General features: G+C 51.3%; 17 protein-coding genes. 8 read left to right on the top strand and 9 right to left on the bottom strand.

The window, feature by feature from the left end; all coding sequences use genetic code 11:
• Positions 1-163 precede the first annotated feature (163 nt).
• A complete protein-coding gene (locus tag HGO41_RS10970) occupies positions 164-1,207 on the top strand; it encodes a GMP reductase (protein ID WP_126125175.1) in 1,044 nt (347 codons plus the stop codon).
• A gap of 53 nt (positions 1,208-1,260) precedes the next feature.
• Here the strand turns inward: HGO41_RS10970 and hofC are convergent, their stop codons facing one another.
• The 4 genes from hofC to nadC form a co-directional block, all read right to left on the bottom strand.
• Positions 1,261-2,481, bottom strand: a complete 1,221-nt coding sequence (gene hofC / locus HGO41_RS10965; RefSeq protein ID WP_250981027.1) for a protein transport protein HofC — start codon at positions 2,479-2,481, stop codon at positions 1,261-1,263.
• Positions 2,478-3,974: a type II secretion system protein GspE gene (gene gspE, locus HGO41_RS10960; RefSeq protein WP_250981026.1), complete on the bottom strand. Its 1,497-nt coding sequence runs from the start codon at positions 3,972-3,974 to the stop codon at positions 2,478-2,480. The genes hofC and gspE overlap by 4 nt, the downstream gene beginning before the upstream one ends.
• Positions 3,974-4,420 carry a prepilin peptidase-dependent pilin gene (ppdD, locus tag HGO41_RS10955; protein ID WP_013576993.1) on the bottom strand — a complete coding sequence of 149 codons (447 nt, stop codon included), beginning with the start codon at positions 4,418-4,420 and terminating at the stop codon, positions 3,974-3,976. Before ppdD ends, gspE begins: the two co-directional genes overlap by 1 nt.
• Positions 4,421-4,711: 291 nt before the next feature.
• On the bottom strand, positions 4,712-5,605 hold the full coding sequence (gene nadC / locus HGO41_RS10950; protein ID WP_250981025.1) for a carboxylating nicotinate-nucleotide diphosphorylase: 894 nt from the start codon (positions 5,603-5,605) through the stop codon (positions 4,712-4,714).
• 94 nt (positions 5,606-5,699) lie between these two features.
• Here nadC and ampD point away from each other — a divergent pair, with 94 nt between their 5' ends.
• Together ampD and ampE are read left to right on the top strand one after the other, a co-directional pair.
• Positions 5,700-6,272, top strand: coding sequence for a 1,6-anhydro-N-acetylmuramyl-L-alanine amidase AmpD (gene ampD, locus HGO41_RS10945; RefSeq protein WP_013576991.1), 573 nt, complete (start codon positions 5,700-5,702; stop codon positions 6,270-6,272).
• 59 nt (positions 6,273-6,331) lie between these two features.
• On the top strand, positions 6,332-7,186 hold the full coding sequence (gene ampE / locus HGO41_RS10940; RefSeq protein ID WP_013576990.1) for a beta-lactamase regulator AmpE: 855 nt from the start codon (positions 6,332-6,334) through the stop codon (positions 7,184-7,186).
• Positions 7,187-7,257: 71 nt separating this feature from the next.
• Here the strand turns inward: ampE and HGO41_RS10935 are convergent, their stop codons facing one another.
• The 3 genes from HGO41_RS10935 to aroP form a co-directional block, all read right to left on the bottom strand.
• Positions 7,258-8,232 carry a glycoside hydrolase family 43 protein gene (locus tag HGO41_RS10935; protein WP_013576989.1) on the bottom strand — a complete coding sequence of 325 codons (975 nt, stop codon included), beginning with the start codon at positions 8,230-8,232 and terminating at the stop codon, positions 7,258-7,260.
• Entirely contained in the window at positions 8,225-9,667 is a 1,443-nt protein-coding gene (locus HGO41_RS10930) for a glycoside-pentoside-hexuronide (GPH):cation symporter (protein ID WP_013576988.1), read from the bottom strand. The genes HGO41_RS10935 and HGO41_RS10930 overlap by 8 nt, the downstream gene beginning before the upstream one ends.
• A 216-nt stretch (positions 9,668-9,883) precedes the next feature.
• Positions 9,884-11,254: an aromatic amino acid transporter AroP gene (aroP, locus tag HGO41_RS10925; protein WP_013576987.1), complete on the bottom strand. Its 1,371-nt coding sequence runs from the start codon at positions 11,252-11,254 to the stop codon at positions 9,884-9,886.
• Between the two features lie 429 nt (positions 11,255-11,683).
• Here aroP and pdhR point away from each other — a divergent pair, with 429 nt between their 5' ends.
• The 5 genes from pdhR (at position 11,684) to HGO41_RS10900 (ending at position 21,487) form a co-directional block, all read left to right on the top strand.
• Positions 11,684-12,454, top strand: coding sequence for a pyruvate dehydrogenase complex transcriptional repressor PdhR (pdhR, locus tag HGO41_RS10920; RefSeq protein WP_013576986.1), 771 nt, complete (start codon positions 11,684-11,686; stop codon positions 12,452-12,454).
• Positions 12,455-12,617: 163 nt separating this feature from the next.
• Positions 12,618-15,281, top strand: coding sequence for a pyruvate dehydrogenase (acetyl-transferring), homodimeric type (gene aceE / locus HGO41_RS10915; protein WP_013576985.1), 2,664 nt, complete (start codon positions 12,618-12,620; stop codon positions 15,279-15,281).
• A gap of 13 nt (positions 15,282-15,294) precedes the next feature.
• Positions 15,295-17,190, top strand: coding sequence for a pyruvate dehydrogenase complex dihydrolipoyllysine-residue acetyltransferase (aceF, locus tag HGO41_RS10910; protein ID WP_013576984.1), 1,896 nt, complete (start codon positions 15,295-15,297; stop codon positions 17,188-17,190).
• Positions 17,191-17,401: 211 nt separating this feature from the next.
• Complete coding sequence (gene lpdA, locus HGO41_RS10905) at positions 17,402-18,826, top strand: dihydrolipoyl dehydrogenase (protein ID WP_013576983.1); 1,425 nt, start codon at positions 17,402-17,404, stop codon at positions 18,824-18,826.
• A 330-nt stretch (positions 18,827-19,156) separates the two neighbouring features.
• On the top strand, positions 19,157-21,487 hold the full coding sequence (locus HGO41_RS10900) for a glycerophosphodiester phosphodiesterase family protein (protein ID WP_217244659.1): 2,331 nt from the start codon (positions 19,157-19,159) through the stop codon (positions 21,485-21,487).
• 24 nt (positions 21,488-21,511) lie between these two features.
• On the opposite strand, the gene HGO41_RS10895 is transcribed toward HGO41_RS10900, so the two are convergent.
• Together HGO41_RS10895 and HGO41_RS10890 are read right to left on the bottom strand one after the other, a co-directional pair.
• Positions 21,512-22,624: an ROK family transcriptional regulator gene (locus tag HGO41_RS10895; RefSeq protein WP_013576982.1), complete on the bottom strand. Its 1,113-nt coding sequence runs from the start codon at positions 22,622-22,624 to the stop codon at positions 21,512-21,514.
• A gap of 22 nt (positions 22,625-22,646) precedes the next feature.
• Positions 22,647-23,477: a glycerophosphodiester phosphodiesterase gene (locus HGO41_RS10890; protein WP_013576981.1), complete on the bottom strand. Its 831-nt coding sequence runs from the start codon at positions 23,475-23,477 to the stop codon at positions 22,647-22,649.
• Positions 23,478-23,485: the final 8 nt, after the last annotated feature.

Here is a 23,485-nt window from a genome sequence, read left to right as displayed (position 1 = left end):
ATGCGAAAAATTATTAATCTGCACAATCAAAAGTCTGTGATGAAGGTTGTAAAAGCCATCTTGCCGTTGTCATTTTCCTGTGTATGATAAAACCACTGGAAAGGGTGTGTAAAAATTTTTCGTGCACCCTAGCGACCCGTCGCCAAACCAGGACTAACCCGCCATGCGCATTGAAGAAGATTTAAAGTTAGGTTTTAAAGACGTACTCATCCGCCCTAAGCGTTCCACTCTCAAAAGTCGTTCCGAAGTTGAACTGGAGCGCACATTCACATTCAAACACTCAGGTTTTAACTGGTCCGGCACCCCGATTATTGCTGCGAACATGGATACCGTCGGCACATTCCGTATGGCGACCGTACTGGCGTCTTTTGGTTTGCTTACGGCCGTGCACAAACATTACACCGTAGAACAGTGGCAGGCATTCGTGACTTCCTCCGATGAATCCGTGCTGCGTAATATCATGGTATCGACCGGGACGTCAGAAGCTGATTTCGTTAAAACCCTGCAAATTCTTGCTTTGTCGCCTCTGCTGAAGTTTGTTTGCCTGGATGTCGCTAATGGTTATTCCGAGCACTTTGTGGGTTTCCTGCAACGTGTACGCGAAGCTTGCCCCGATAAAGTCATTTGTGCAGGCAACGTGGTGACCGGTGAAATGGTGGAAGAACTTATTCTTTCTGGCGCGGATATTGTAAAAGTCGGCATCGGCCCGGGATCGGTATGTACGACTCGCGTAAAAACCGGCGTGGGATATCCGCAGCTTTCTGCTGTTATCGAATGTGCTGATGCTGCTCACGGTCTGGGCGGACAGATTGTCAGCGATGGCGGCTGTGCTGTTCCGGGTGACGTGGCAAAAGCGTTCGGCGGCGGTGCTGATTTCGTTATGCTTGGCGGGATGCTGGCTGCGCATGACGAGTGTGAAGGCACGGTCGTTGAAGAGAATGGCGAAAAATTCATGCTTTTCTACGGTATGAGTTCAGAATCTGCGATGAAACGCCACGTCGGCGGTGTTGCTGAATACCGCGCAGCGGAAGGTAAAACAGTCAAATTGCCTCTGCGCGGTCCGGTTGAAAACACCGTGCGTGACATTCTCGGTGGGCTGCGTTCTGCCTGTACTTACGTCGGTGCAGAGCGCCTGAAAGAACTGACCAAACGTACAACCTTCATCCGCGTTGCGGAACAGGAAAACCGTCTGTTCGGCAGTAAGTAAGGATATGACCATAATGGCGGCGAAACATTTTTCGCCGCTTTTTCCTCTTTGATTTATCCCATAACCGAACCTAGCTGGAAAATTGGCAGATACATCACAATCACCAGCCCACCGACAATCACCCCCATTACGGCCATGAGTACCGGCTCAATCGTTTGTGACAACGTTTCTGCCAGCGAGTTAGCTTTGTCATGATGCAGATATGCGAGTTTCAGCAGTAACTCGTCCAGAGACCCTGATTCTTCACCGATTTTTATCAGCTGATGACATAAGGTCGGGAACAGTGGCGACTGTACAAAAGCTTTGTGTAACGGTGTTCCTTGCATGATTTGCTCACGTATCTGGTTCAGTGCGGCCTGAAAATGCAGATTGGACATTGATGCAGACGCTGCTGCCAGCCCGGCAATTAACGTCATGCCCGCCTGTTGTGTCATTGCCAGCGTTTGAAATATCTGGCTGAGGCAACTGTCTGTCACCAGTCGTGACGTCAGAGGTAACCTGAGCAGTAACATCTGCTCACGCAGTTGCCAGTGCTTAAGCGGGTGCAACTTCTGCAGATAGCCGAAACAACAAAACGAAAAAGTACCCACCAGCCAGGGGCCGATGCTGATGAGGGCATCAGAAGCAATGACCAGCATGCGTGTAAACCAGGGGAGTTCGGCATCAAAGGAAGCATAGATTTTGGCAAACTCAGGCAATACTAAAGTCAGCATCAGCAGAGTGACCACGATAGCGATAACGCTAACAATCAGCGGATACCGCAACGCCTTTTTTACTTTGCTTCTTAATTCAGCCTGTTGTTCCTGCTGAGTCGCCAGTTGCAGGCAGCATTTGTCCAGTTGTCCCGTTAGCTCACCAATAGAAATTATCTGTCTGTAAATATCAGGAAATACATCGGGATAATGATTCAGTGTTACCGACAGCGGTTTTCCTTCGCGAACGCCTTTCGCAACATTTGACAGTACACAATGCCACGCGGGTTTCGGGTGCTCGTTGGCCAGCAACGTCAGGCTATTGACCAGCGGTAGCCCGGCTTGTAGCAGCGTTGCAAGTTGCCTGACGAATGCAACACGTTCCTGATTTTTCCAGAAACGTCGTCCCAATCGCTGCTTCATTCTGATTTTCAGCGGTTGCAATCCGGCAGCAAAAAGCTGCTGGTAAATGCCGTCCTTACCCACCTCAATGCAGTGATCTTGCTGAAGGCTTCCCAGAGTGTCGATAGCCTGCCAGTGATATAACCGCCAGGACTGAGGCGCGCCGCCGTCAGTTTTCATGTATCCGCGCCTTCACCGGTAACACGATAAAGTTCTTCAAGTGAGGTGATCCCTTGTTCGACCAGCGCCATACCGGCTTCCTGCAACGTTTTTTGCCCTTGTTCGCGGGCAATCTTACTCAACTCATTGACACTTGCCTCTGCCACCAGCGCCTGTTGTAAACCGGGTGTTATGTTCAGCATTTCATAAATACCGGTGCGTCCGTAATAGCCCGAAAAGCATTGATGGCATCCTGCAGGTAGCCACAACTGCATGTGCCCGCTGCTGCCATCAGCGCCTTTTTCGACCAGTGATACATGCGGTTTACGGCAATGCGGGCAGAGTTTTCGTACCAGCCGCTGGGCAATAACCAAACGTAAGCTGGCAGCAATATGAAAACCTTCAATCCCCATCTGTCGCAGGCGGGTCAGTGTTTCGCAAGTGGAATTGGTATGCAGTGTTGAGAGCACCAGATGTCCGGTCTGAGCGGCTTTTACCGCGATTTCGGCCGTTTCTTTATCGCGGATCTCTCCGACCATAATCACATCAGGATCCTGACGTAATAACGCACGCAGGACACTGGCAAAACTGAGGTCTGTTTTGCTGTTAATCTGGGTCTGATTGATGCCACTGACCGGGATCTCAATCGGGTCTTCCACGCTGCAAATATTGCGGGAGATGGCATTAAGATGACGAAGACCACTGTAAAGTGTGACCGTTTTTCCGCTGCCTGTCGGGCCGGTGACCAGAATTAGCCCTTGTGGATGTTTAAGCGCAGCTTTGAAATAGTCCAGATCCCGTGGTGTGAAGCCCAGTTGAGGCATAGAGAGATCTTGCTGAGTCATATGCAGAATGCGCAGCACGATCTTTTCGCCGTGTAAGGTCGGCAGAGAAGATACTCTCATGGAATATCTCTGATTTTGCAGCATGACTGAGAGCTGGCCATCTTGGGGTAACCGTCGCTCAGCGACATTCAACTGCCCCATAATCTTTAGTCGTGCGCACACGCCCGCTGCCATCGAAAATTCAGGTCCGGGGACTTCCTGCAATACTCCGTCAATTCGCATACGAACCCGGAAACTGTGCTCGTACGGCTCAAAGTGTATATCTGAAGCCCTGCGGGTGATGGCCTGCCTGAGTATCTGATTGAGAGAATTAATGACCGGCGCATCACTCTGATTATTCAGTTCATTGTTTTCATCGCTTTGCGCGGATGACCACGATTCGTCTGCGGCCGTTTTTTTCTTTATTTCTGAATTTCCTTGCTCCATGACTTGTTCAAGCCGCGTTTGTGGCCAGCGTTCAAGCTGCACTTTTAAGCCGGTGGTAAAGCGCAATACATTACTCAAGGCATCCGTGTCTGCTTCTGTTTCATGGCATGCAACATGAAGAGTCTGGTTGTCGCGATGCAATACAACGGCTTTGTAGCGCTGACACAGTGCTTCAAGTGACGCTTCGCTTTGCAGGCGATCATTATCGGGCGGAGACTCGGGGCGCCGTGGCATATCACTCATTATGGCGCTCCTGTGGTGTCAAACCGAAAAACGCTTTCGCAAGCTTCAACCATCGAAGTATTACTGGCATTGGTGCAGATTCTGCTCCATGTGATACCGCCCGCCTGATTATCCCGGACCGGTGTCATCACAACGCTGAGACCGTCCAGTGCCTGCTGACCTGTCAGTGAAATTACGCCCGCATTAACCTGAATCTGGCTGACATAACGACTGGTAGCTGCCGCCGGAATTCCCTGACTGCCGGCGCTGCAATTCGTCAGCGCCCCCGTATCGATGACGCACAGTTCGACGCCGGTTTTGTAGGGCACCATAGTTTGCAGCATGTCAGTCATGGCTGCTTTCTGGATATAACTCTGGTAAGCGGGTATGCCGATGGCACTCAGGATCGCAATAATCGCGATCACTACCATCAGTTCAATGAGGGTAAATCCTTGTTGCCGTTTCATGGCGTTCTCCGTTTCGTAAGACTGCGTGGTTGTTTCTCAGGCAGCAAACTAAACGGAGAAAAAGCTTGACTCCAGCGCTATTGCTGGCTTTTCCACGACATCTGCCAGGATAAATATGTATGCCAGCAAGGCAGGCAAAACATATGTGCGATGTCTCGCAACAATAAAGATGAAATGAAAAAGGGGGTGGTGTTCAGAAAGGGTGAATGCGAGGGTAGTGCGGCAAGATGAAATAGATCGCAAGAATTCGTGTTGCCCCTCGAAAGGAATTCAGGGGCAACAGCGCAGCGATTAGCTGAAGCGCATGGAAAGATCCATGGCCCTGACATGCTTGGTCAGCGCGCCGACAGAAATGTAATCCACGCCGGTTTCCGCGAATTCGCGTAGCGTTTTTTCCGTCACGTTACCGGAGATTTCAAGTAGCGCACGACCTGCGGTGAGGGCAACGCCTTCGCGCATCATCGGCACAGTGAAGTTATCCAGCATGATAATGTCAGCACCCGCATCCAGCGCCTGCTGAAGTTCATCCATGGATTCGACTTCTACCTCGACGGGCACGTCGGCGTGGATCCATAAGGCGCGTTCTACGGCGGCTTTTATCGAGCCACAGGCAATGATGTGGTTTTCTTTAATCAGAAATGCATCGGCAAGACCAAGGCGGTGATTGCTTCCGCCACCGCATAACACGGCATATTTCAGTGCCGTACGCAGGCCAGGCAAGGTTTTCCGGGTATCGAGCAACTGAGTTTTTGTGCCCTCAAGGATTTTCACATAGTGATTCACTTCGGTTGCCACGCCGGACAGGGTTTGCACGAAGTTAAGAGCAGTGCGCTCACCGGTCAGCAGCATGCGTGCGGAGCCTGAGAGTTCACATAAGGTCTGGTTTTCAGAAACGTGGTCGCCGTCTTTGACATGCCATTTGACGGTGATTTTATCGCCTGCCAGTTGGAGAAAGACTTCGTCCAGCCAGCGCTGTCCGCAGAAAATACCGGCTTCGCGGGTAATGATGGTGGCGTTAGCATTTTTGTCTTGCGGCAACAGTTGAGCAGTTAAGTCATTGTTGGCATTGGCTTCGCCCCCAAGATCCTCACCGAGAGCCTGAGTAACAAGAGAAGGAATATCATTCTGGATACGTTCGAGTAACTGTGCGCGGCGACTTTCACGGCTGTAGCTGCGGGTAGACATACAAATACTCCGAAATGGCGGATAAGAAGGACAAAAAAACATGCTACCCTGTTGCTGTGATAAGTACCACCTGAGCACATCATTGAGGTCTTTGATGCACTTAAAACAAGGCTGGATAACAGAAGCCCGGCAGGTCGTTTCCCCTCATTTTGATCTCCGTCCTGAAGATGAAATTCCCTCATTGCTGGTGATCCATAACATCAGTTTGCCGCCTGGAAAATTCGGCGGTCCTTATATTGATCAATTGTTTACCGGTACACTGAATCCGCAGGATGATCCTTATTTTGAAGGGATCAGTCACTTACGCGTTGCTGCGCATTGTTTAATTCGTCGTGATGGCGAGATTGTGCAATATGTGCCCTTTGATAAACGCGCCTGGCATGCGGGTGTATCCAGCTGGCGGGGGCGTGAGCGCTGTAATGATTTTTCGATTGGTATTGAGCTGGAAGGGACGGATTTTGAGCCTTTTACTGATGCGCAATATCGCAACCTGGTTGCCGTTACTGAGTTGTTAATGAAGCATTATCCCATTAGTCTTGAAGCGATTACCGGACACAGTGATATTGCTCCCGGGCGTAAGACCGATCCCGGCCCTGAATTCGACTGGGCATTTTATCGCAAGCTGTTAGCGCTGCCGGTAGGGCAGAATGACCTTTCTGACCTGTAATTAACCGGTTTTCGGTTTCGTTTTTACGGGTGTGATGTGTTTAGAGAGAGTGACAATCGATGACGTTATTTACTTTGCTCCTGGTGCTGGCTTGGGAACGCTTGTTCAAACTGGGTGAACACTGGCAGTTGGATCATCGGTTTGAGGTGATTTTCCGCCGTGGCCGGCAGGCTTCTCTGGCTAAAACGCTGGTCATTACGATTGTCTGGATGGTGATCATCTGGGCAGTATTGCGCGCAGTGCAGGGGATCTTCTTCGGGGTGCCAACCCTGATTTTCTGGGTGATTTTATGTCTGCTGTGTATTGGCGCTGGCATCAAACGCAAGCATTACCGTGCCTACCTTAAGTCCGCCCGTCAGGGCGATGCTGATGCCTGTAAGGAAATGGCAGAAGAGCTGGCCTTGATCCACGGGTTGCCGACAGATTGCAGCGAAGAAGCCCGGCTGAGAGAGCTGCAAAATGCGCTGCTTTGGATTAACTACCGTTACTATCTCGGGCCGTTGTTCTGGTTCGTGGTTTGTGGGCCTTACGGACCGATAGCGCTGGGCGGTTATGCCGTATTGCGCGGTTACCAGACCTGGCTGGCGCGCCATATGCCGCCATTGAAACGTTCGCAGTCCGGCGTGGATGCCCTGTTACATATTCTCGACTGGATCCCTGTTCGTCTGGCCGGCGTGGCTTATGCATTGCTTGGTCATGGCGAGAAAGCCTTACCGGCCTGGTTTGCTTCGCTGGGCGATATTCACTCTTCGCAATACCATGTATTAACGCGGCTGGCGCAGTTCTCTCTGGCGCGCGATCCGCATACCGATCCGGTACAGACACCTCGCGCTGCTGTGAGCCTCGCGCGTAAAGTGACGATGATAATCCTGGTGGTTGTAGCGCTGCTGACGATTTACGGCACCTTGATTTAATTCTCTTTTATCATCCGATATTGCATAAAAAAGCCCGGTACATTTTTAGTGTCCGGGCTTTTTGCTTTTTGTCAGTGCTGTTTTTGTAACGTCAGCGGACGGTTATCGGCGGCGGGTTCTCCGAAATCGGGCATGCCATTCTCGTCCCAGCGGAAGGTTTTAATGCGCGTATGCCGGTTCGGGTCGTACAGCGGATCACCCTCAATTTCAGTGTAGTTTCGGGCATGATATACCAGCACGTCTGCGCCCTGTTCGTTGCGAGTGAAGCTGTTATGTCCCGGCCCGAACTGCCGGTTCTGGGCCTGCGTGGTGAATACCGGACGCTGGGATTTATGCCAGCTCACCGGATCCATCAGATTGCTGTTGATGTCTGCAGTGAGGAGGCCGATACAGTAATTTTCGTCGGTGGCGCTGGCGGAATAGGTGATGAAAATTTTATCACCGTGTTTGATCACCGCCGGTCCCTCATTAACCCAAAAACCGATGATTTCCCAGTCCAGCTCCGGCTTGCTGAGCATGACGGGCGGTGATTTCAGCGTCCACGGGTTTTCCATTTCGGCCAGATACAAATTGGAGTTTCCGCGAATTTCCGGGTCTTTCTGCGCCCACAGATAATAGCTTTTGCCCTGATGCTCAAAGTGCGTGGCATCGAGCGAGAAGCTGTCGATCGGCGTCTGGATCCGGCCTTTCTCCTGCCATTTCCCTGTGAGCGGATCCGCCTCTTCACACACCAGCGCATACATTCTGTGCTGGAATAAGCCGTCAACAATCTCCTGTGAGGGGGCGGCCGCGTAATAGATCACCCATTGTCCGTCGATAAAATGCAACTCCGGTGCCCAGATAAGTGCGCTCATCGGGCCGGTATCAGGTTTATGCCAGACAATGGTGGCTGGCGCGTCGGCAAGCCCTGTCAGCGTTGGCGAGCGGCGGATCTCCAGCCGGTCATATTCAGGCACTGATGCGATAAAGTAATAGTTTCCGTCGCTGTGCAGCCAGATATGCGGATCTGCACGTTGCTCAATCAGCGGGTTGGGATAATTACTCATGTTTCAGCTCCTTGCTGGTCAGTGGGACGCTGAGTGCTTCTGCGTCCTGTGCATTTTTCTCGTCGTGATATTCATTCAGCTCGCGGTAATTACGGCGGCGAATCTCCAGATCTGCCTGAATGGTACGCATGGTTTCGCGATCAACTTTCAGTAAGCGTACAACACCGGCAGTGATGAGGTAGCCCACGCCAGGAATGACAGTGAACAACAACATGATGCCGTTGATGGCATGGTCGCTTTGCTGCGTTGCGCTGGCATTGTAGCCATACGCGGAGAGCAGGAAGCCGACCATCGCGCCCGCTACCGCCAGTCCGCATTTCAGGAAGAACAGGTTACCGGAGAAGCTGATGCCGGTAACACGTTTGCCGGTTTTCCATTCGCCGTAATCGTCAACGTCGGCCATCAGCGACCAGTGCAGCGGGGAAGGGAGCTGGTGCATGATGTTGAGGATGAAGTACGCTACCAGAATAAGCGTGGTGGCGTGCGGGTCGAGGAAATAGAATCCGCAGGAGAAAATGGTCAGGATGATATTGGCCCAGAAGAACACTTTCAGTTTGCAGTATTTATCGGTCAGCGGTTTTGCCAGTGCACTGCCGATCATCATGCCCACCACGCCGAGGCTGATAAACATGCTGGCAAAGGATGTGGATTTTTCCATTACCCAGGTGACGTAATACATAGTGGCTGCCATACGGATAAAGCCCGGGCACACGTTGCAGAACGTCAGCAGCAGGATGCGTACCCACTGGTCGTTTTTCCACACATCTTTCAGGTCAGATTTTAAGGCATGTTTTGACGGTACCGCAGGCTGAATACGTTCTTTTACCGAGCTGAAGCAGAACAGGAACATGAACAGCGCGATGATTGCCATCACCCCCATCGACATCTGATAGCCCTTGGCTTTGTCTGCGCCACCGAAAAAGTCGGCCATCGGCAGTAAGGTGGAAGACAGGATCAGCGTCGCGATCCCTACCATAAAGAAGCGGTAAGACTGGCAGGCAACACGCTCATGCGGATCGGCAGTAATGACGCCGCCCAGCGAGCAGTAGGGAATGTTGATGGCGGTGTAAGTCAGGGACATCAGGAAGTAGGTTACAAACGCATAGATAACTTTGCTGTTGTAACTCCATTCTGGTGTGGTGAACATCAGCACACTGAACAGTACGTATGGCACCGAAACCCATAACAAATACGGGCGGAAACGGCCCCAGCGGGTGGTGGTACGGTCAGCAATCGCGCCCATGATCGGGTCGGTGACGGCATCGATAACACGCACTGATAGCAGCAATACGCCAACCAGTGCCGGGGCTAAACCGAAGATATCTGTGTAAAAATAATTAAGAAACAGCATGATGGCGCCGCCAATCATATTGCAGCCCGCATCCCCCATTCCGTACGCCACTTTCTCTTTGAACGACAGTGCGCCTTCCTTCATGGATGTTCTCTCCGGATTGTGGATAAAAGGATTTTGTTAAAAAACTGTTTGTTAGCCCTGAGTATTGGCCGGGGAAGGGAAGAGGGGTCAGGAGGTAAGAGTCATGAAGATGGACATTTTGGTCATACGGGAGGAAATGTGACGTACCTAACAAAGCGCCCCGGTAAGTCTTCACTTAACCGGGGCGCTTTTTCGTTTCAATTTTAAAACGAATACTTAAGCGTTAACGGATTTCCCGCTTTGCTGATTTTTGATCCAGTAACCGATGGCCAGAACTACCAGCCACACCGGGATCAGCCATACGGAGATCGCCATGCCCGGGGTGATAGCCATGATCACCAGAATTGCCGCCATAAACAGCAGGCAGATGTAGTTACCCAGCGGATACAGCAGCGCTTTGAACTTAGGTTCCACGCCTTCACGACGTTTCGCCTGACGGAATTTGATGTGCGCCAGGCTGATCATCGCCCAGTTGATCACCAGTGCAGACACCACCAGAGCCATCAGCAGACCAAACGCTTCACCCGGCATCAGGTAGTTAATCAGAACACACAGCGCTGTGGTGGCAGCAGAAACGAGGATAGAAGCCACCGGCACGCCGCGCTTGTCGACGTTGAGCAATGCTTTAGGCGCGTTGCCTTGCTGAGCCAGACCAAACAACATGCGGCTGTTGCAGTAAACACAGCTGTTATAAACCGACAGCGCTGCCGTCAGGATCACCACGTTCAGAGCATTCGCTACCAGTGCATCACCCAGGTCATGGAAGATCAGCACAAACGGGCTGGTATCCGGCCCGACACGGGTCCATGGCATCAGGGAAAGCAGGACGGCAAGTGAGCCCACATAGAAAATCAGAATACGGTAGATAACCTGATTGGTTGCTTTAGGAATGCTGGTTTCCGGATTATCCGCTTCAGCAGCAGTAATCCCGACCAGTTCCAGGCCACCGAAAGAGAACATGATGATCGCCATCATCATCACCAGCCCGGTCATGCCATGGGGCAGGAAACCGCCTTGCTCCCACAGGTTGCGAACTGTTGCCTGAGGGCCTGCCGTGTCGCTGAACAGCAGCCAGCCACCGAACAGAATCATCGCCACCACGGCAACCACTTTGATGATCGCAAACCAGAACTCCATCTCGCCAAACACTTTAACGTTAGTCAGGTTGATAGCGTTGATCAGCACGAAGAAAACCGCAGCAGAAGCCCATGTCGGGATTTCCGGCCACCAGAATTGAATATATTTACCGACGGCAGTCAGTTCGGCCATCGCGACCAGAACGTACAGCACCCAGTAATTCCAGCCGGAAGCAAAACCCGCAAATCCACCCCAGTATTTATAGGCAAAATGACTGAATGAACCGGCAACCGGTTCTTCAACCACCATTTCACCCAACTGACGCATAATTAAGAATGCGATAAAACCCGCAATGGCATAACCGAGAATAATCCCTGGCCCTGCGGACTGAATGACGGAAGCACTGCCCAGAAACAGCCCTGTACCGACGGCCCCACCTAATGCAATCAACTGGATATGCCGGTTTTTGAGACCGCGCTTCAGCTCATCGCCTTGTTGTTGATCAACCATTTACCTGTCCTCTGTCATTGGGGCAAAACCCATAACATTCTGTGTGTTAGAGAGAATGTAAGGCGATAATTACACTTTTTGTATCTAATTATTTACGGCTGGATTGTGCCTAAAAATCAGGATCATCTACCGTTCGGGCAAGAATAATGTTATGCGGAAAAGTTTGCACGGGGTTTATGCATCATCTGCATAACAAATAGCCAAATTGACTGTAAATTTGTTCAGGATCCATAAAATGTGATCTGAGGCCGGGTAAAAAAGATAAATGATAAAAATTTGTTAAAATGTGCGGGGTCGACGCATTTACTGGGTAGCCATATGGACACAAGGTGAATACTTTGTTACTTTACGGCCACGTTTTTTAAATTGGTATTACCAATTGACTCCGGCAACTTAACAGAGTCGCTACTCGCAGAGAACCGCACATATATGGCTTACAGCAAAATCCGACAGCCTAAGTTATCCGATGTGATCGAGCAGCAACTTGAGTTTCTGATCCTCGAAGGCACCTTGAGACCCGGGGAAAAGCTTCCGCCAGAGCGCGAACTTGCCAAACAGTTTGATGTATCGCGACCTTCTCTCAGAGAGGCAATCCAAAGCCTGGAAGGGAAGGGGCTACTCCTGCGCCGTCAGGGTGGTGGTACTTTCGTACAAAGTAACCTGTGGCAAAGCGTGAGTGATCCGCTGGCTGAGTTACTGGCCGACCATCCTGAATCACAATTCGATCTCCTTGAAACACGACATGCCCTTGAAGGTATCGCTGCGTATTACGCGGCGCTTCGTGGCACAGAGGAAGATCTGCAGCGCATTCGCGATTGTCACGTGGTCATTCAGACCGCACAAGACAGCGGAGATCTGGACGCAGAAGCCGACGCGGTTATGCAGTATCAGGTCGCTGTAACAGAAGCAGCCCATAATGTGGTGCTGCTGCATCTGGTTCGCTGTATGGGGCCGATGCTCGAGAAGAACGTTCGACAGAACTTTGAATTGCTTTACTCACGCCGGGAAATGCTGGCGACGGTAAGCAACCACCGCGCCAGTATTTTCGAGGCGATTGTTGCACGGGAACCAGAAATAGCGCGTGCCGCATCTCACCGTCACCTGGCGTTCATTGAAGAAGTTTTGCTGGATCTCAGCAGGGAACACACCCGGCGGGATCGGTCTTTACGACGGCTCCAGCAACGAAAAGATGAAAGTTAACCATCAGGGTTAATTTTAAGAGCCTTCATTTGAGGGCTCACGGCAACTACATGACGGGCCTGTCTTCGTGCGTTCTCTTAGCGGCGAAGCGCGTTTTAGAAAGAGCGCAGGAAGACAGGCTCCAGATAAACCAACGTATTAGAGACAGATAAGGAAAAGCACCATGTCAGAACGTGTAAATAATGACGTGGATCCGATCGAAACTCGCGACTGGCTACAAGCGATCGAATCGGTCATCCGTGAAGAAGGTGTTGAGCGTGCACAGTTCCTGATCGATCAGGTTCTCAGTGAAGCGCGCAAGGGCGGCGTAAGCGTCGCTGCTGGCGCAGCCAGCCGTAACTACGTCAATACCATCGCTGTTGAAGACGAACCTGAATACCCGGGTAACCTGGAGCTGGAACGTAACATTCGTACTGCCATCCGCTGGAACGCCATCATGACCGTTCTGCGTGCGTCCAAGAAAGACCTGGAACTCGGTGGCCACATGGCTTCCTTCCAGTCTTCTGCGACCGTGTACGAAGTGTGCTTCAACCACTTCTTCCGTGCGCGCAACGAAAAAGACGGCGGCGATCTGGTGTACTTCCAGGGCCACATCTCTCCGGGCGTGTACGCACGTGCTTTCCTTGAAGGCCGTCTGACTGAAGACCAGATGAACAATTTCCGTCAGGAAGTTCACGGTAAAGGTCTGTCGTCTTATCCGCACCCTAAACTGATGCCTGAGTTCTGGCAGTTCCCGACCGTATCCATGGGTCTGGGCCCGATCGGTGCCATCTATCAGGCTAAATTCCTGAAATATCTGGAACACCGTGGTCTGAAAGACACCTCCGCACAGCGCGTTTACGCATTCCTGGGCGACGGTGAAATGGACGAACCAGAATCCAAAGGGGCGATCACCATCGCGACCCGTGAGAAACTGGACAACCTGTGCTTCATCATCAATTGTAACCTGCAGCGTCTTGATGGCCCGGTAACCGGTAACGGCAAAATCATCAACGAACTCGACGGCATCTTTGCAGGCGCTGGCTGGAACGTGATCAAAGTGATCTGGGGCAACCGCTGGGATGAACTGCTGCGTAAAGACACCAGCGGTAAACTGATCCAGCTGATGAACGAAACCGTGGATGGCGACTACCAGACCTTCAAGTCCCGCGACGGTAAATACGTTCGTGACCACTTCTTCGGCAAATACCCTGAAACCGCCGCTCTGGTCAAAGATATGACCGACGACGAAATCTGGGCGCTGAACCGTGGCGGCCATGATCCGAAGAAAGTCTTCGCTGCACTGAACAAAGCACAGAACACCAAAGGTCAGCCGACCGTTATCCTTGCGCATACCATTAAAGGTTATGGCATGGGCGACGCTGCCGAAGGTAAAAACATTGCTCACCAGGTGAAGAAAATGAACATGGATGGCGTGCGCTATATCCGTGATCGTTTTAGCGTGCCAGTAACCGATGAAAATCTGGAAAAACTGCCGTACATCACGCTGGAAAAAGACTCTGCAGAATACAAATACCTGCACGAACGTCGCGCTGCGCTGAAAGGCTACCTGCCGACCCGTCTGCCAAACTTCACGCAGAAGCTGGAAATGCCGAAACTGGAAGACTTCTCACAACTGCTGGAAGAGCAGAAGAAAGAGATCTCTACCACTATCGCTTTCGTCCGTGCACTGAACGTGATGCTGAAAAACGACTCCATTAAAGACCGTCTGGTGCCGATCATCGCCGATGAAGCGCGTACATTCGGTATGGAAGGTCTGTTCCGTCAGATTGGTATTTACAGCCCGAACGGCCAGCAGTACACCCCGCAGGACCGTGAGCAGGTTGCTTACTATAAAGAAGACGAGAAAGGTCAGATCCTGCAGGAAGGTATTAACGAACTGGGTGCCGCGTCTTCATGGCTGGCCGCAGCGACGTCTTACAGCACCAACGATCTGCCAATGATCCCGTTCTACATCTACTACTCCATGTTCGGTTTCCAGCGTATCGGCGACCTGTGCTGGGCAGCGGGTGACCAACAGGCGCGTGGCTTCCTGATCGGTGGTACGTCAGGTCGTACTACCCTGAACGGCGAAGGTCTGCAGCACGAAGATGGTCACAGCCATATTCAGTCTCTGACTATCCCTAACTGTATTTCTTACGACCCGTCTTACGCGTACGAAGTGGCTGTCATCATGCATGACGGTCTGGTGCGTATGTACGGTGAAGCGCAGGAAAACATTTATTACTACATCACCACGCTGAACGAAAACTACCACATGCCAGCCATGCCGGAAGGCGCGGAAGAAGGCATCCGTAAGGGTATCTACAAGCTGGATACGCTGGAAGGCAGCAAAGGGAAAGTGCAGTTGCTGGGCTCCGGTTCCATCCTGCGTCACGTACGTGAAGCGGCAGAGATCTTGTCCAAAGACTATGGCGTAGGTTCTGACGTTTACAGCGTGACCTCCTTCACTGAACTGGCCCGCGATGGTCAGGACTGTGAGCGCTGGAACATGCTGCACCCGACTGAAACCCCACGCGTTCCGTACATCGCCCAGGTGATGAGCGACGCGCCAGCGGTGGCGTCTACTGACTACATGAAACTGTTTGCTGAACAGGTTCGTACATACGTTCCGGCCAGCGATTATCGCGTACTGGGTACGGATGGCTTCGGTCGTTCAGACAGCCGCGAAAACCTGCGTCACCACTTCGAAGTGGATGCGTCTTACGTTGTGGTTGCTGCGCTGGGTGAATTGGCTAAACGCGGCGAAATCGAAACGTCTGTAGTGGCTGAAGCCATTAAGAAATTCGATATCAATCCAGAAAAAGTTAACCCGCGTCTGGCATAAGAGGTAAAGACAGATGGCTATTGAAATTAACGTACCGGACATCGGTGCAGATGCAGTGGAAGTCACCGAAATTATGGTGAAGGTGGGCGATAAAGTTGAAGCAGAACAATCGCTGATCACCGTTGAAGGCGATAAAGCTTCTATGGAAGTGCCTTCTCCACAAGCTGGCGTGGTCAAAGAAATTAAAGTTGCGGTCGGCGATACCGTCGAAACCGGCAAACTGATCATGATCTTTGACGCCGCTGACGGTGCTGCTGATGCAGCACCTGCGAAACAGGAAGCCAAAGCAGAAGAGAAACCTGCTGCTGCCGCACCTGCTTCCAGCGAAAGCAAAGAAGTGAACGTACCTGATATCGGTGGCGACGAAGTTGAAGTCACTGAAATTATGGTAAAAGTAGGCGACACAGTAGAAGCGGAACAATCGCTGATCACCGTAGAAGGCGACAAAGCCTCTATGGAAGTCCCTGCGCCGTTCGCGGGCAAAGTGAAAGAAATCAAAATCGCTGCGGGCGATAAAGTCAGCACCGGTTCCCTGATCATGGTCTTCGAAGTTGCAGGTTCTGGTGCAGCCGCACCTGCCGCCGCTGCAGAAACCCAATCAGACGCGGCACCTGCGGCTGCGGCTCAGTCCGGCAGCAAAGAAGTGAACGTGCCTGATATCGGTGGCGACGAAGTTGAAGTCACTGAAATCATGGTGAAAGTGGGCGACAAAATCAGTGCAGAACAGTCACTGATTACCGTTGAAGGCGACAAAGCCTCAATGGAAGTCCCGGCTCCGTTCGCAGGTACCGTGAAAGAAATCAAAATTGCTGCGGGCGACAAAGTCAGCACCGGCTCTCTGATCATGGTCTTCGAAGTAGAAGGCGCTGCGCCTGCTGCTCCGGCGGCTAAGAAAGAAGAAGCGGCTGCCCCGGCGAAACAGGAACAAAAAGCCGCTGCTCCTGCTGTTAAAGCAGAAAGCAAAGGCGAATTCGCAGAGAACGATGCTTACGTTCACGCCACGCCGGTTATCCGCCGTCTGGCCCGTGAATTCGGCGTTAACCTGGCGAAAGTCAAAGGCACTGGCCGTAAAGGTCGCATCCTGCGTGAAGACGTACAGACTTACGTGAAAGACGCGGTCAAACGTGCTGAAGCCGCGCCGGCAGCTGCAACGGGTGGCGGTCTGCCGGGCATGCTGCCTTGGCCGAAAGTGGACTTCAGCAAGTTCGGTGAGATTGAAGAAGTTGAACTGGGCCGTATCCAGAAAATCTCTGGTGCGAACCTGAGCCGTAACTGGGTGATGATCCCGCACGTTACGCACTTCGACAAAACTGATATCACTGAGCTGGAAGCGTTCCGTAAACAGCAGAACGATGAAGCCGCTAAACGCAAACTGGACGTGAAATTCACTCCGGTGGTCTTCATCATGAAAGCCGTTGCCGCTGCCCTTGAGCAGATGCCACGCTTCAACAGTTCCCTGTCCGAAGATGGTCAGAAACTGACGCTGAAAAAATACATCAACATCGGTGTGGCGGTTGATACGCCAAACGGTCTGGTTGTTCCGGTCTTCAAAGACGTGAACAAGAAAGGCATCGCCGAGTTGTCCCGTGAGCTGATGGCTATCTCCAAGAAAGCCCGTGACGGTAAGCTGACTGCTGGCGAAATGCAGGGCGGTTGCTTCACTATCTCCAGCCTCGGGGGTATCGGGACGACCCACTTCGCGCCAATCGTTAATGCGCCGGAAGTGGCTATCCTCGGTGTTTCCAAGTCTGCCATTGAGCCAGTCTGGAACGGCAAAGAGTTCACACCGCGTCTGATGATGCCAATGTCGCTCTCCTTCGACCACCGTGTCATTGACGGTGCCGATGGTGCGCGCTTCATCACCATCATCAACAACGTGTTGTCAGACATTCGCCGCCTGGTGATGTAAGTGAAAAGCCGGCCAGACGGCCGGCTTTTTTCTGATAATCTCTTCATGCTGTTTGAGATTTTCCAGGGCAAAGCACAAATCGGATGCCGTTTGTTGTTTCAAATTTGTTAACAATTTTGTAAACTGCGGGCGGATAGAACGACCCGGTGGATGATGGGCGTTACGATATAAAATGACGTCAGACCCGCCGGACATAAATTAAGAGGTCATGATGAGTACTGAAATTAAAACTCAGGTCGTGGTACTTGGGGCGGGTCCTGCGGGCTATTCTGCTGCTTTCCGTTGCGCTGATTTAGGTCTTGAAACTGTTCTGGTTGAACGTTATTCCACGCTTGGCGGCGTGTGTCTGAACGTTGGCTGTATCCCTTCTAAAGCTCTGCTGCACGTCGCGAAAGTGATCTCTGAGGCAAAAGCACTGGCTGAACACGGTATTGTTTTCGGTGAGCCGAAAACGGACATCGATAAAGTCCGCGTCTGGAAAGAAAAAGTCATCAACCAGCTGACCGGCGGTCTGTCCGGTATGGCGAAAGGCCGTAAAGTCAAAGTCGTTAACGGCTTGGGCAAATTTACTGGCGCGAATACTCTGGTTGTTGAAGGCGAAAATGGTCCGACGACCATCACTTTCGACAATGCCATCATTGCGGCGGGTTCCCGTCCAATCAAACTGCCATTCATTCCACATGATGACCCGCGTGTCTGGGATTCTACTGATGCACTGGAGCTGAAAAGCGTCCCTGAGCGTCTGCTGGTCATGGGCGGCGGCATTATCGGTCTGGAAATGGGCACCGTTTATCACGCGCTGGGTTCTCAGATTGACGTGGTAGAAATGTTTGATCAGGTGATCCCTGCGGCTGATAAAGACGTGGTGAAAGTCTTCACCAAGAAAATCAGCAAGCAATTCAATCTGATGCTGGAAACCAAAGTGACAGCCGTAGAAGCCAAAGAAGATGGCATTTACGTCACGATGGAAGGCAAAAAAGCCCCTGCTGAACCACAGCGTTATGACGCCGTGCTGGTGGCTATCGGTCGCGTGCCTAACGGTAAACTGCTGGAAGCGGGCGCTGCAGGCATTGAAGTGGACGACCGTGGTTTCATCCACGTCGACAAACAAATGCGCACCAACGTGCCACACATCTTTGCTATCGGCGATATCGTCGGTCAGCCAATGCTGGCGCACAAAGGTGTTCACGAAGGCCACGTGGCTGCCGAAGTTATCTCCGGCAAGAAACACTACTTCGATCCGAAAGTCATTCCATCCATTGCCTACACTGAGCCAGAAGTTGCCTGGGTGGGTCTGACTGAGAAAGAAGCGAAAGAAAAAGGCATCAGCTACGAAACCGCCACCTTCCCGTGGGCAGCTTCCGGCCGTGCTATCGCTTCCGACTGCGCAGACGGCATGACCAAACTGATCTTCGACAAAGAATCTCACCGTGTTATCGGTGGTGCGATTGTCGGCACCAACGGCGGCGAGCTGCTGGGCGAAATCGGTCTGGCGATCGAAATGGGTTGTGATGCAGAAGATATCGCGCTGACCATCCATGCTCACCCGACTCTGCACGAGTCCGTGGGTCTGGCAGCAGAAATCTACGAAGGCAGCATTACCGACCTGCCAAACCCGAAAGCGAAGAAAAAGTAATTTTCTCCTTTGCTGATAAACGCCTCTCCGGAGGCGTTTTTTTTTGCCTGATATTAGGTGCTAGTTATTTATATATCAAATGGGTTGTTAATGATAAATATAAATTGAATATGTTTAATGCGTTGATTGTTTAATATTTGGTGTCTGATTGCTTTATTCGTGAGCTTGGTAGCATTTTATTTTAAATTCAATGTTAAAACGGAGGGGGTTAATTGTTTTAATTACATTAGATATATAAATGGAGCAACAATGGACGTTAAGTTAAGGACTACGCTCAGCGTATTATGTTTATTGTCATTATGTCCGTCGGCTAAGGCCGCAACCGAATGTATGTTTACCTCACAATCAAACGTAAATATCACCTACAGCGATACGATTGTAATTACTGATGAAGCACCGCCTGCCAATGGTTTTAAGCAACTCACCACGCAAACCAGTACGCAATATATTCCTTCAACCGAGATTCATTCAACCTGTAATGCAGGTCAGGATGGGCAAGCTTTTTCAGGCAGTGTTGCCGGATATCAGGGGTCATTAGATATTTTTACCGCCATAAAGGGTAAAAACGTGCAACTTTATGGCACGTCTATTCCCGGCATATTTTATGCGGTAAAAATGTATAGCAAAAAATGCCCGGAAATGGGGGGCTATGTTCCCCCGAGTAAAGACTGGACGTTTCTCTATGATGTTGGCGATGACGATGAAAAATCGTGTTTGAAAAGTGATGAGCCTTATTATTTTGACCTGGCTTTCTTTATGAATTCAGATTACCAGCCGCGGGAAGATACCATCGCGATTCAAAATATCCCGATACAGGAACACGGCAATTTCAAACTTTCCGGTACGGATGGTGATGATGCGCAAGGGAAGGCAACGGTTGAAACGGTGCAGTTTGTCGCTGAATTAAGGAAGAATGCCACGGAATGTCCAACGTCGGCGACATTGTTGAATGAATTACAAAACAACCTTGCGAAGAATAACCAAATAGTCACGGCCCAGCATCGAGGGGATTTTAATGACACGCAGCCAGAAAACAGCCTCGGTGCTTTTCATCTGTCCTATGATCGTTGCCGCGCTAACGTGGAAACGGACGTCCGCGCGACGTCAGACGGTGAACTGGTTGTGTTTCATGATCTCAACATCGGTAAGATGCTTGAGCCAACTTATGATCCTATCGCGAACTCCGGGCCGAATGTGGCGCTGAGTAGTTTGACACTGGCAGAATTGCAGCAAAAGTACCTCGTCAATGTTGCCACGCGACAACCGACAACGTATACGGTACCGACGGTCAATCAACTGATAGATGATTACATTGCCTATAATGGCCAGTCACTCATTTATCTCGAAACCAAGTCATCTTCCGTCATCATGCCCACTGCACTGGCCCTGTATAATAAATCGGTTACGTATTCGGGCAGCAACCTGTTACAGCGGATCATTATGAAAGTGAATATGGCGGAATATCCCTCGCCAGACCTTTGGAATAATGCACTGATTAACGCCGGTATCCCGGCGGGGGTCACCATCATGATCGATCCGGTGATTACACCTAATGATGCCAGTAAAATAAATGACTTGCCTGACACCACCTTTGCCTGTCCTGCCGGGATCTCCGATAGCAAGGCGGTTTGTGCCGTTCGCGCATGGGCAAACGCGCCAGCGACACTGGCCCCGATGGTCTCTGTGTTAATTAAAGATTCCGCCGATTTTGAGGAAGTGAGCACCAAACAAAATGAACAGGGCAGCTATGACGCGCCAGCCAATTTCCAGTTATCAAATACGGTGAGTGGTACGGTGGCTGAAATGGTGGCGGTAATTAAAGGGGCAGGGAAAGCGCTGGAGATATTCTCACCCGTACCAGATTACATGTTATGGAAAAATTTAAATTTCTACACCGAAACGGTCTATGACAAAAATATCCCGCAGGATATCTCGGTCAGAGAAGCATTTTATAATAACGACTCATCATGCTGTTACCGCGTGCTGGATAAGCTCAGTCCGTCAACAATAGCGGCAGAAAAAAATGATTATCGCATGAACCTCGGCTGGCTGCGGGATATCGGCGCAAATGTCATTACGGCTGACGACACGGATTCAATTAATACTTATTTTTCTGGCACTGGAGTGCTTGATAGAAAATTAACGCCACATGTCTGGACACCTTCTTTTTATATGCAATCGATTCTGTCCTGGCAATTGGGTAGTGCAGTCATGGAAGGCAAGAGTCTGGCTTCCGAGAAAGATGCTTATGCTCTCTATAATAACAATGATTCCTATGCATGGACCTATCGTCCCGACCCACCTATTGCGGTGATGCGAGCCGGCTATTACGCATGGATGTCAGTTAAACGACAACCCGATGGACGGGTACGTATTTCACCCGCATATAATAAGGAGCAATGCTTGCGCTCAGCGTTGAGCAACCATTCGTGGGATTATGTTGGCTGGAAAAAGGATTGCACCTCGGAGAATACATTGTGGGAGATGCAACCTAAAAGCGGCAGTGAGGATTGGTTTTCGCTAATTGATGCCCATCATATGAGCCTGGGTTGGGCATACTCGGGCAAACTGTATTACGCCTATTCCTATGGCTATGTCTACGTCGATAAACCGTCAACGCTATCGGATCCTTATTACTGGTCATTCGGCACAGCAATATAACACGCGGTCGTCAGGCATAGTGCGCTATGCCTGATTAATCACCTGATACAACGGGATCATCGCCGCGCCCCACGAGGCGCTTTCGGCACCCATCGGGGAGTTCGCCAGCCGGACTTTCGGGCGGTCTGGATCAAGCCTGGCATCGAGCCTTTGCGTTAAAACCTCAGTCAGCCTTTCAGTGATGGTTTTCGGCATGGCACCCCCTAAAATAATCAACTGTGGATCCAGCCATTGCAGACATCCCATGATGCTCTGCTCGACCTGATCGCAACAGCGTGAAAACCAGACTTCCAGCAAGGGATGCTGTTCTGCGGTGAGTGCCGGTAGTTGCGCTTCGCTTAACCCTGCTTGTGTGAGCGTCGCGACCAGATCTTTATAGGATGGACGCGGTTTATCGCCGGGAAATGCCATACCGACTTCACCGGCATTCAGAAACCCGCCGCGCAGGAGTTTGCCATCGGCGATAATCCCGGCACCGATCCCGTAGCCGAGATCGATAAAGGTTATGTCACGATAGGAATTCCACGTACCTGAATACAGCTCGCCAATCGCCGAGGCATTGGCGTTGTTTTCAACCCATGTCGGCCAGGGCAAATTGTCCTCAAACGCCTGTTGCAGGTCGACATCGCGCCAGCTTGAAAGCCAGGCCACACAGTGACGCTTTTTGCCATCGGGCTTGAGAAAACCCGGCACGGCATACCCCATGCCGAGGATGCGCGCATGTTTAAGCTGGCGTTTTTTTAACGTCTGCTCCACCAGGTTTTTAATCTGTTTTAGTGTGGTGGCAAGCGGCTGATTTTCCTGATGAGGCTCAGAAATACTGAACAGTTTGCGGCCACTGAGATCGACCAGCGTCATGTCGATAAAGCCAGGGCTGAAAGCCAGCCCGACCGCACACGCGCCGCCAGGATTGAGCCGCAGGGGCAGCGACGGTTGTCCGCGCTGCCCCATATTGCGTTCGCCTTCGATAACCAGACCCGAAAATAAAAGCTCCCGGCATTGTTGGGTGATTGCCCCTGCAGTGAGATTTGAATAGCGCGCCAGTTCGGCGCGTGTCACCGGTGCATGGCGACGAATCAGCTCCAGCAGCAAACGTTGGGTAGGACGCAGTTCCAGACGGTCAGGTTTTACATTCATAATATGGCTATCGTTTTTGTTATCAGGCCCAGCGCAGTCCCGCTTCTTCAATCAGCGCCTGCAGGTACGGAAGATCATCATGGCTGAGCATATCGATCAGACCTTCACGCAGCCAGCCCATGATCTCGGGGTGACTATCATACCCGAATTTGTGCTGGTACTGCTCCAGTGGTGTCATGCCATTTTTCACTTCATGCAGGTACATGCGTACCCCCAGTCCCGCCTGTTTATAGGCCCGAAGATCGTCAACATGGGCGAACTCATATTCAAAACAGACGCAACTGGCATGGGAATGCTGCACGGCGGCCAGTTGATTGTTGTAACGCTCCAGCGTCACGACCTGCAATGCTAAATCTGGGATCAGGGCTTTGACGCGGTTAATCAACACATGATTAAACCCCAGCAACTGAATATGTGACAGCGCCTCTGGCATTGACTGCAACAAGGCAACCAGATGATACACAAATTCGTCATGTCGACGACGTTGCTTCACTTCCACGATCAGGCCCATGCCATTCTCTACCGCCCAACGCAGAATATCCTGCAATAAAGGGATCGGCGTGCCCGCAAATTGCGCATGGTATTTAACGCCGAAATCAAATTGCCGTAACTGCGCGAGCGTCATTTGCTCGACAAAACCTGTGCCGGTCGACACGCGATCAATGCGGTGATCGTGTGTGACCACCAGATGATTATCTGCGGTCAGATGAATATCTAACTCAATGCAATGAGTCCCTGCCTCTTTTGCCCCGATAAACGCGGGCAGAGTGTTTTCCGGATAACGGCTGGAGTAGCCGCGGTGACTGTTTGCCAGCACGATGCCTTGTGCGGCCTGATGAAAGTTAAACGCCATTGCCTGTT

Source organism: Rahnella sp. CG8 (assembly GCF_023701875.1).
GTDB classification, from domain to species: Bacteria; Pseudomonadota; Gammaproteobacteria; order Enterobacterales; family Enterobacteriaceae; genus Rahnella; species Rahnella aceris.
Note: the sequence above shows the minus strand (reverse complement) of the source record. Positions and strands in the feature narration are given on the sequence as shown.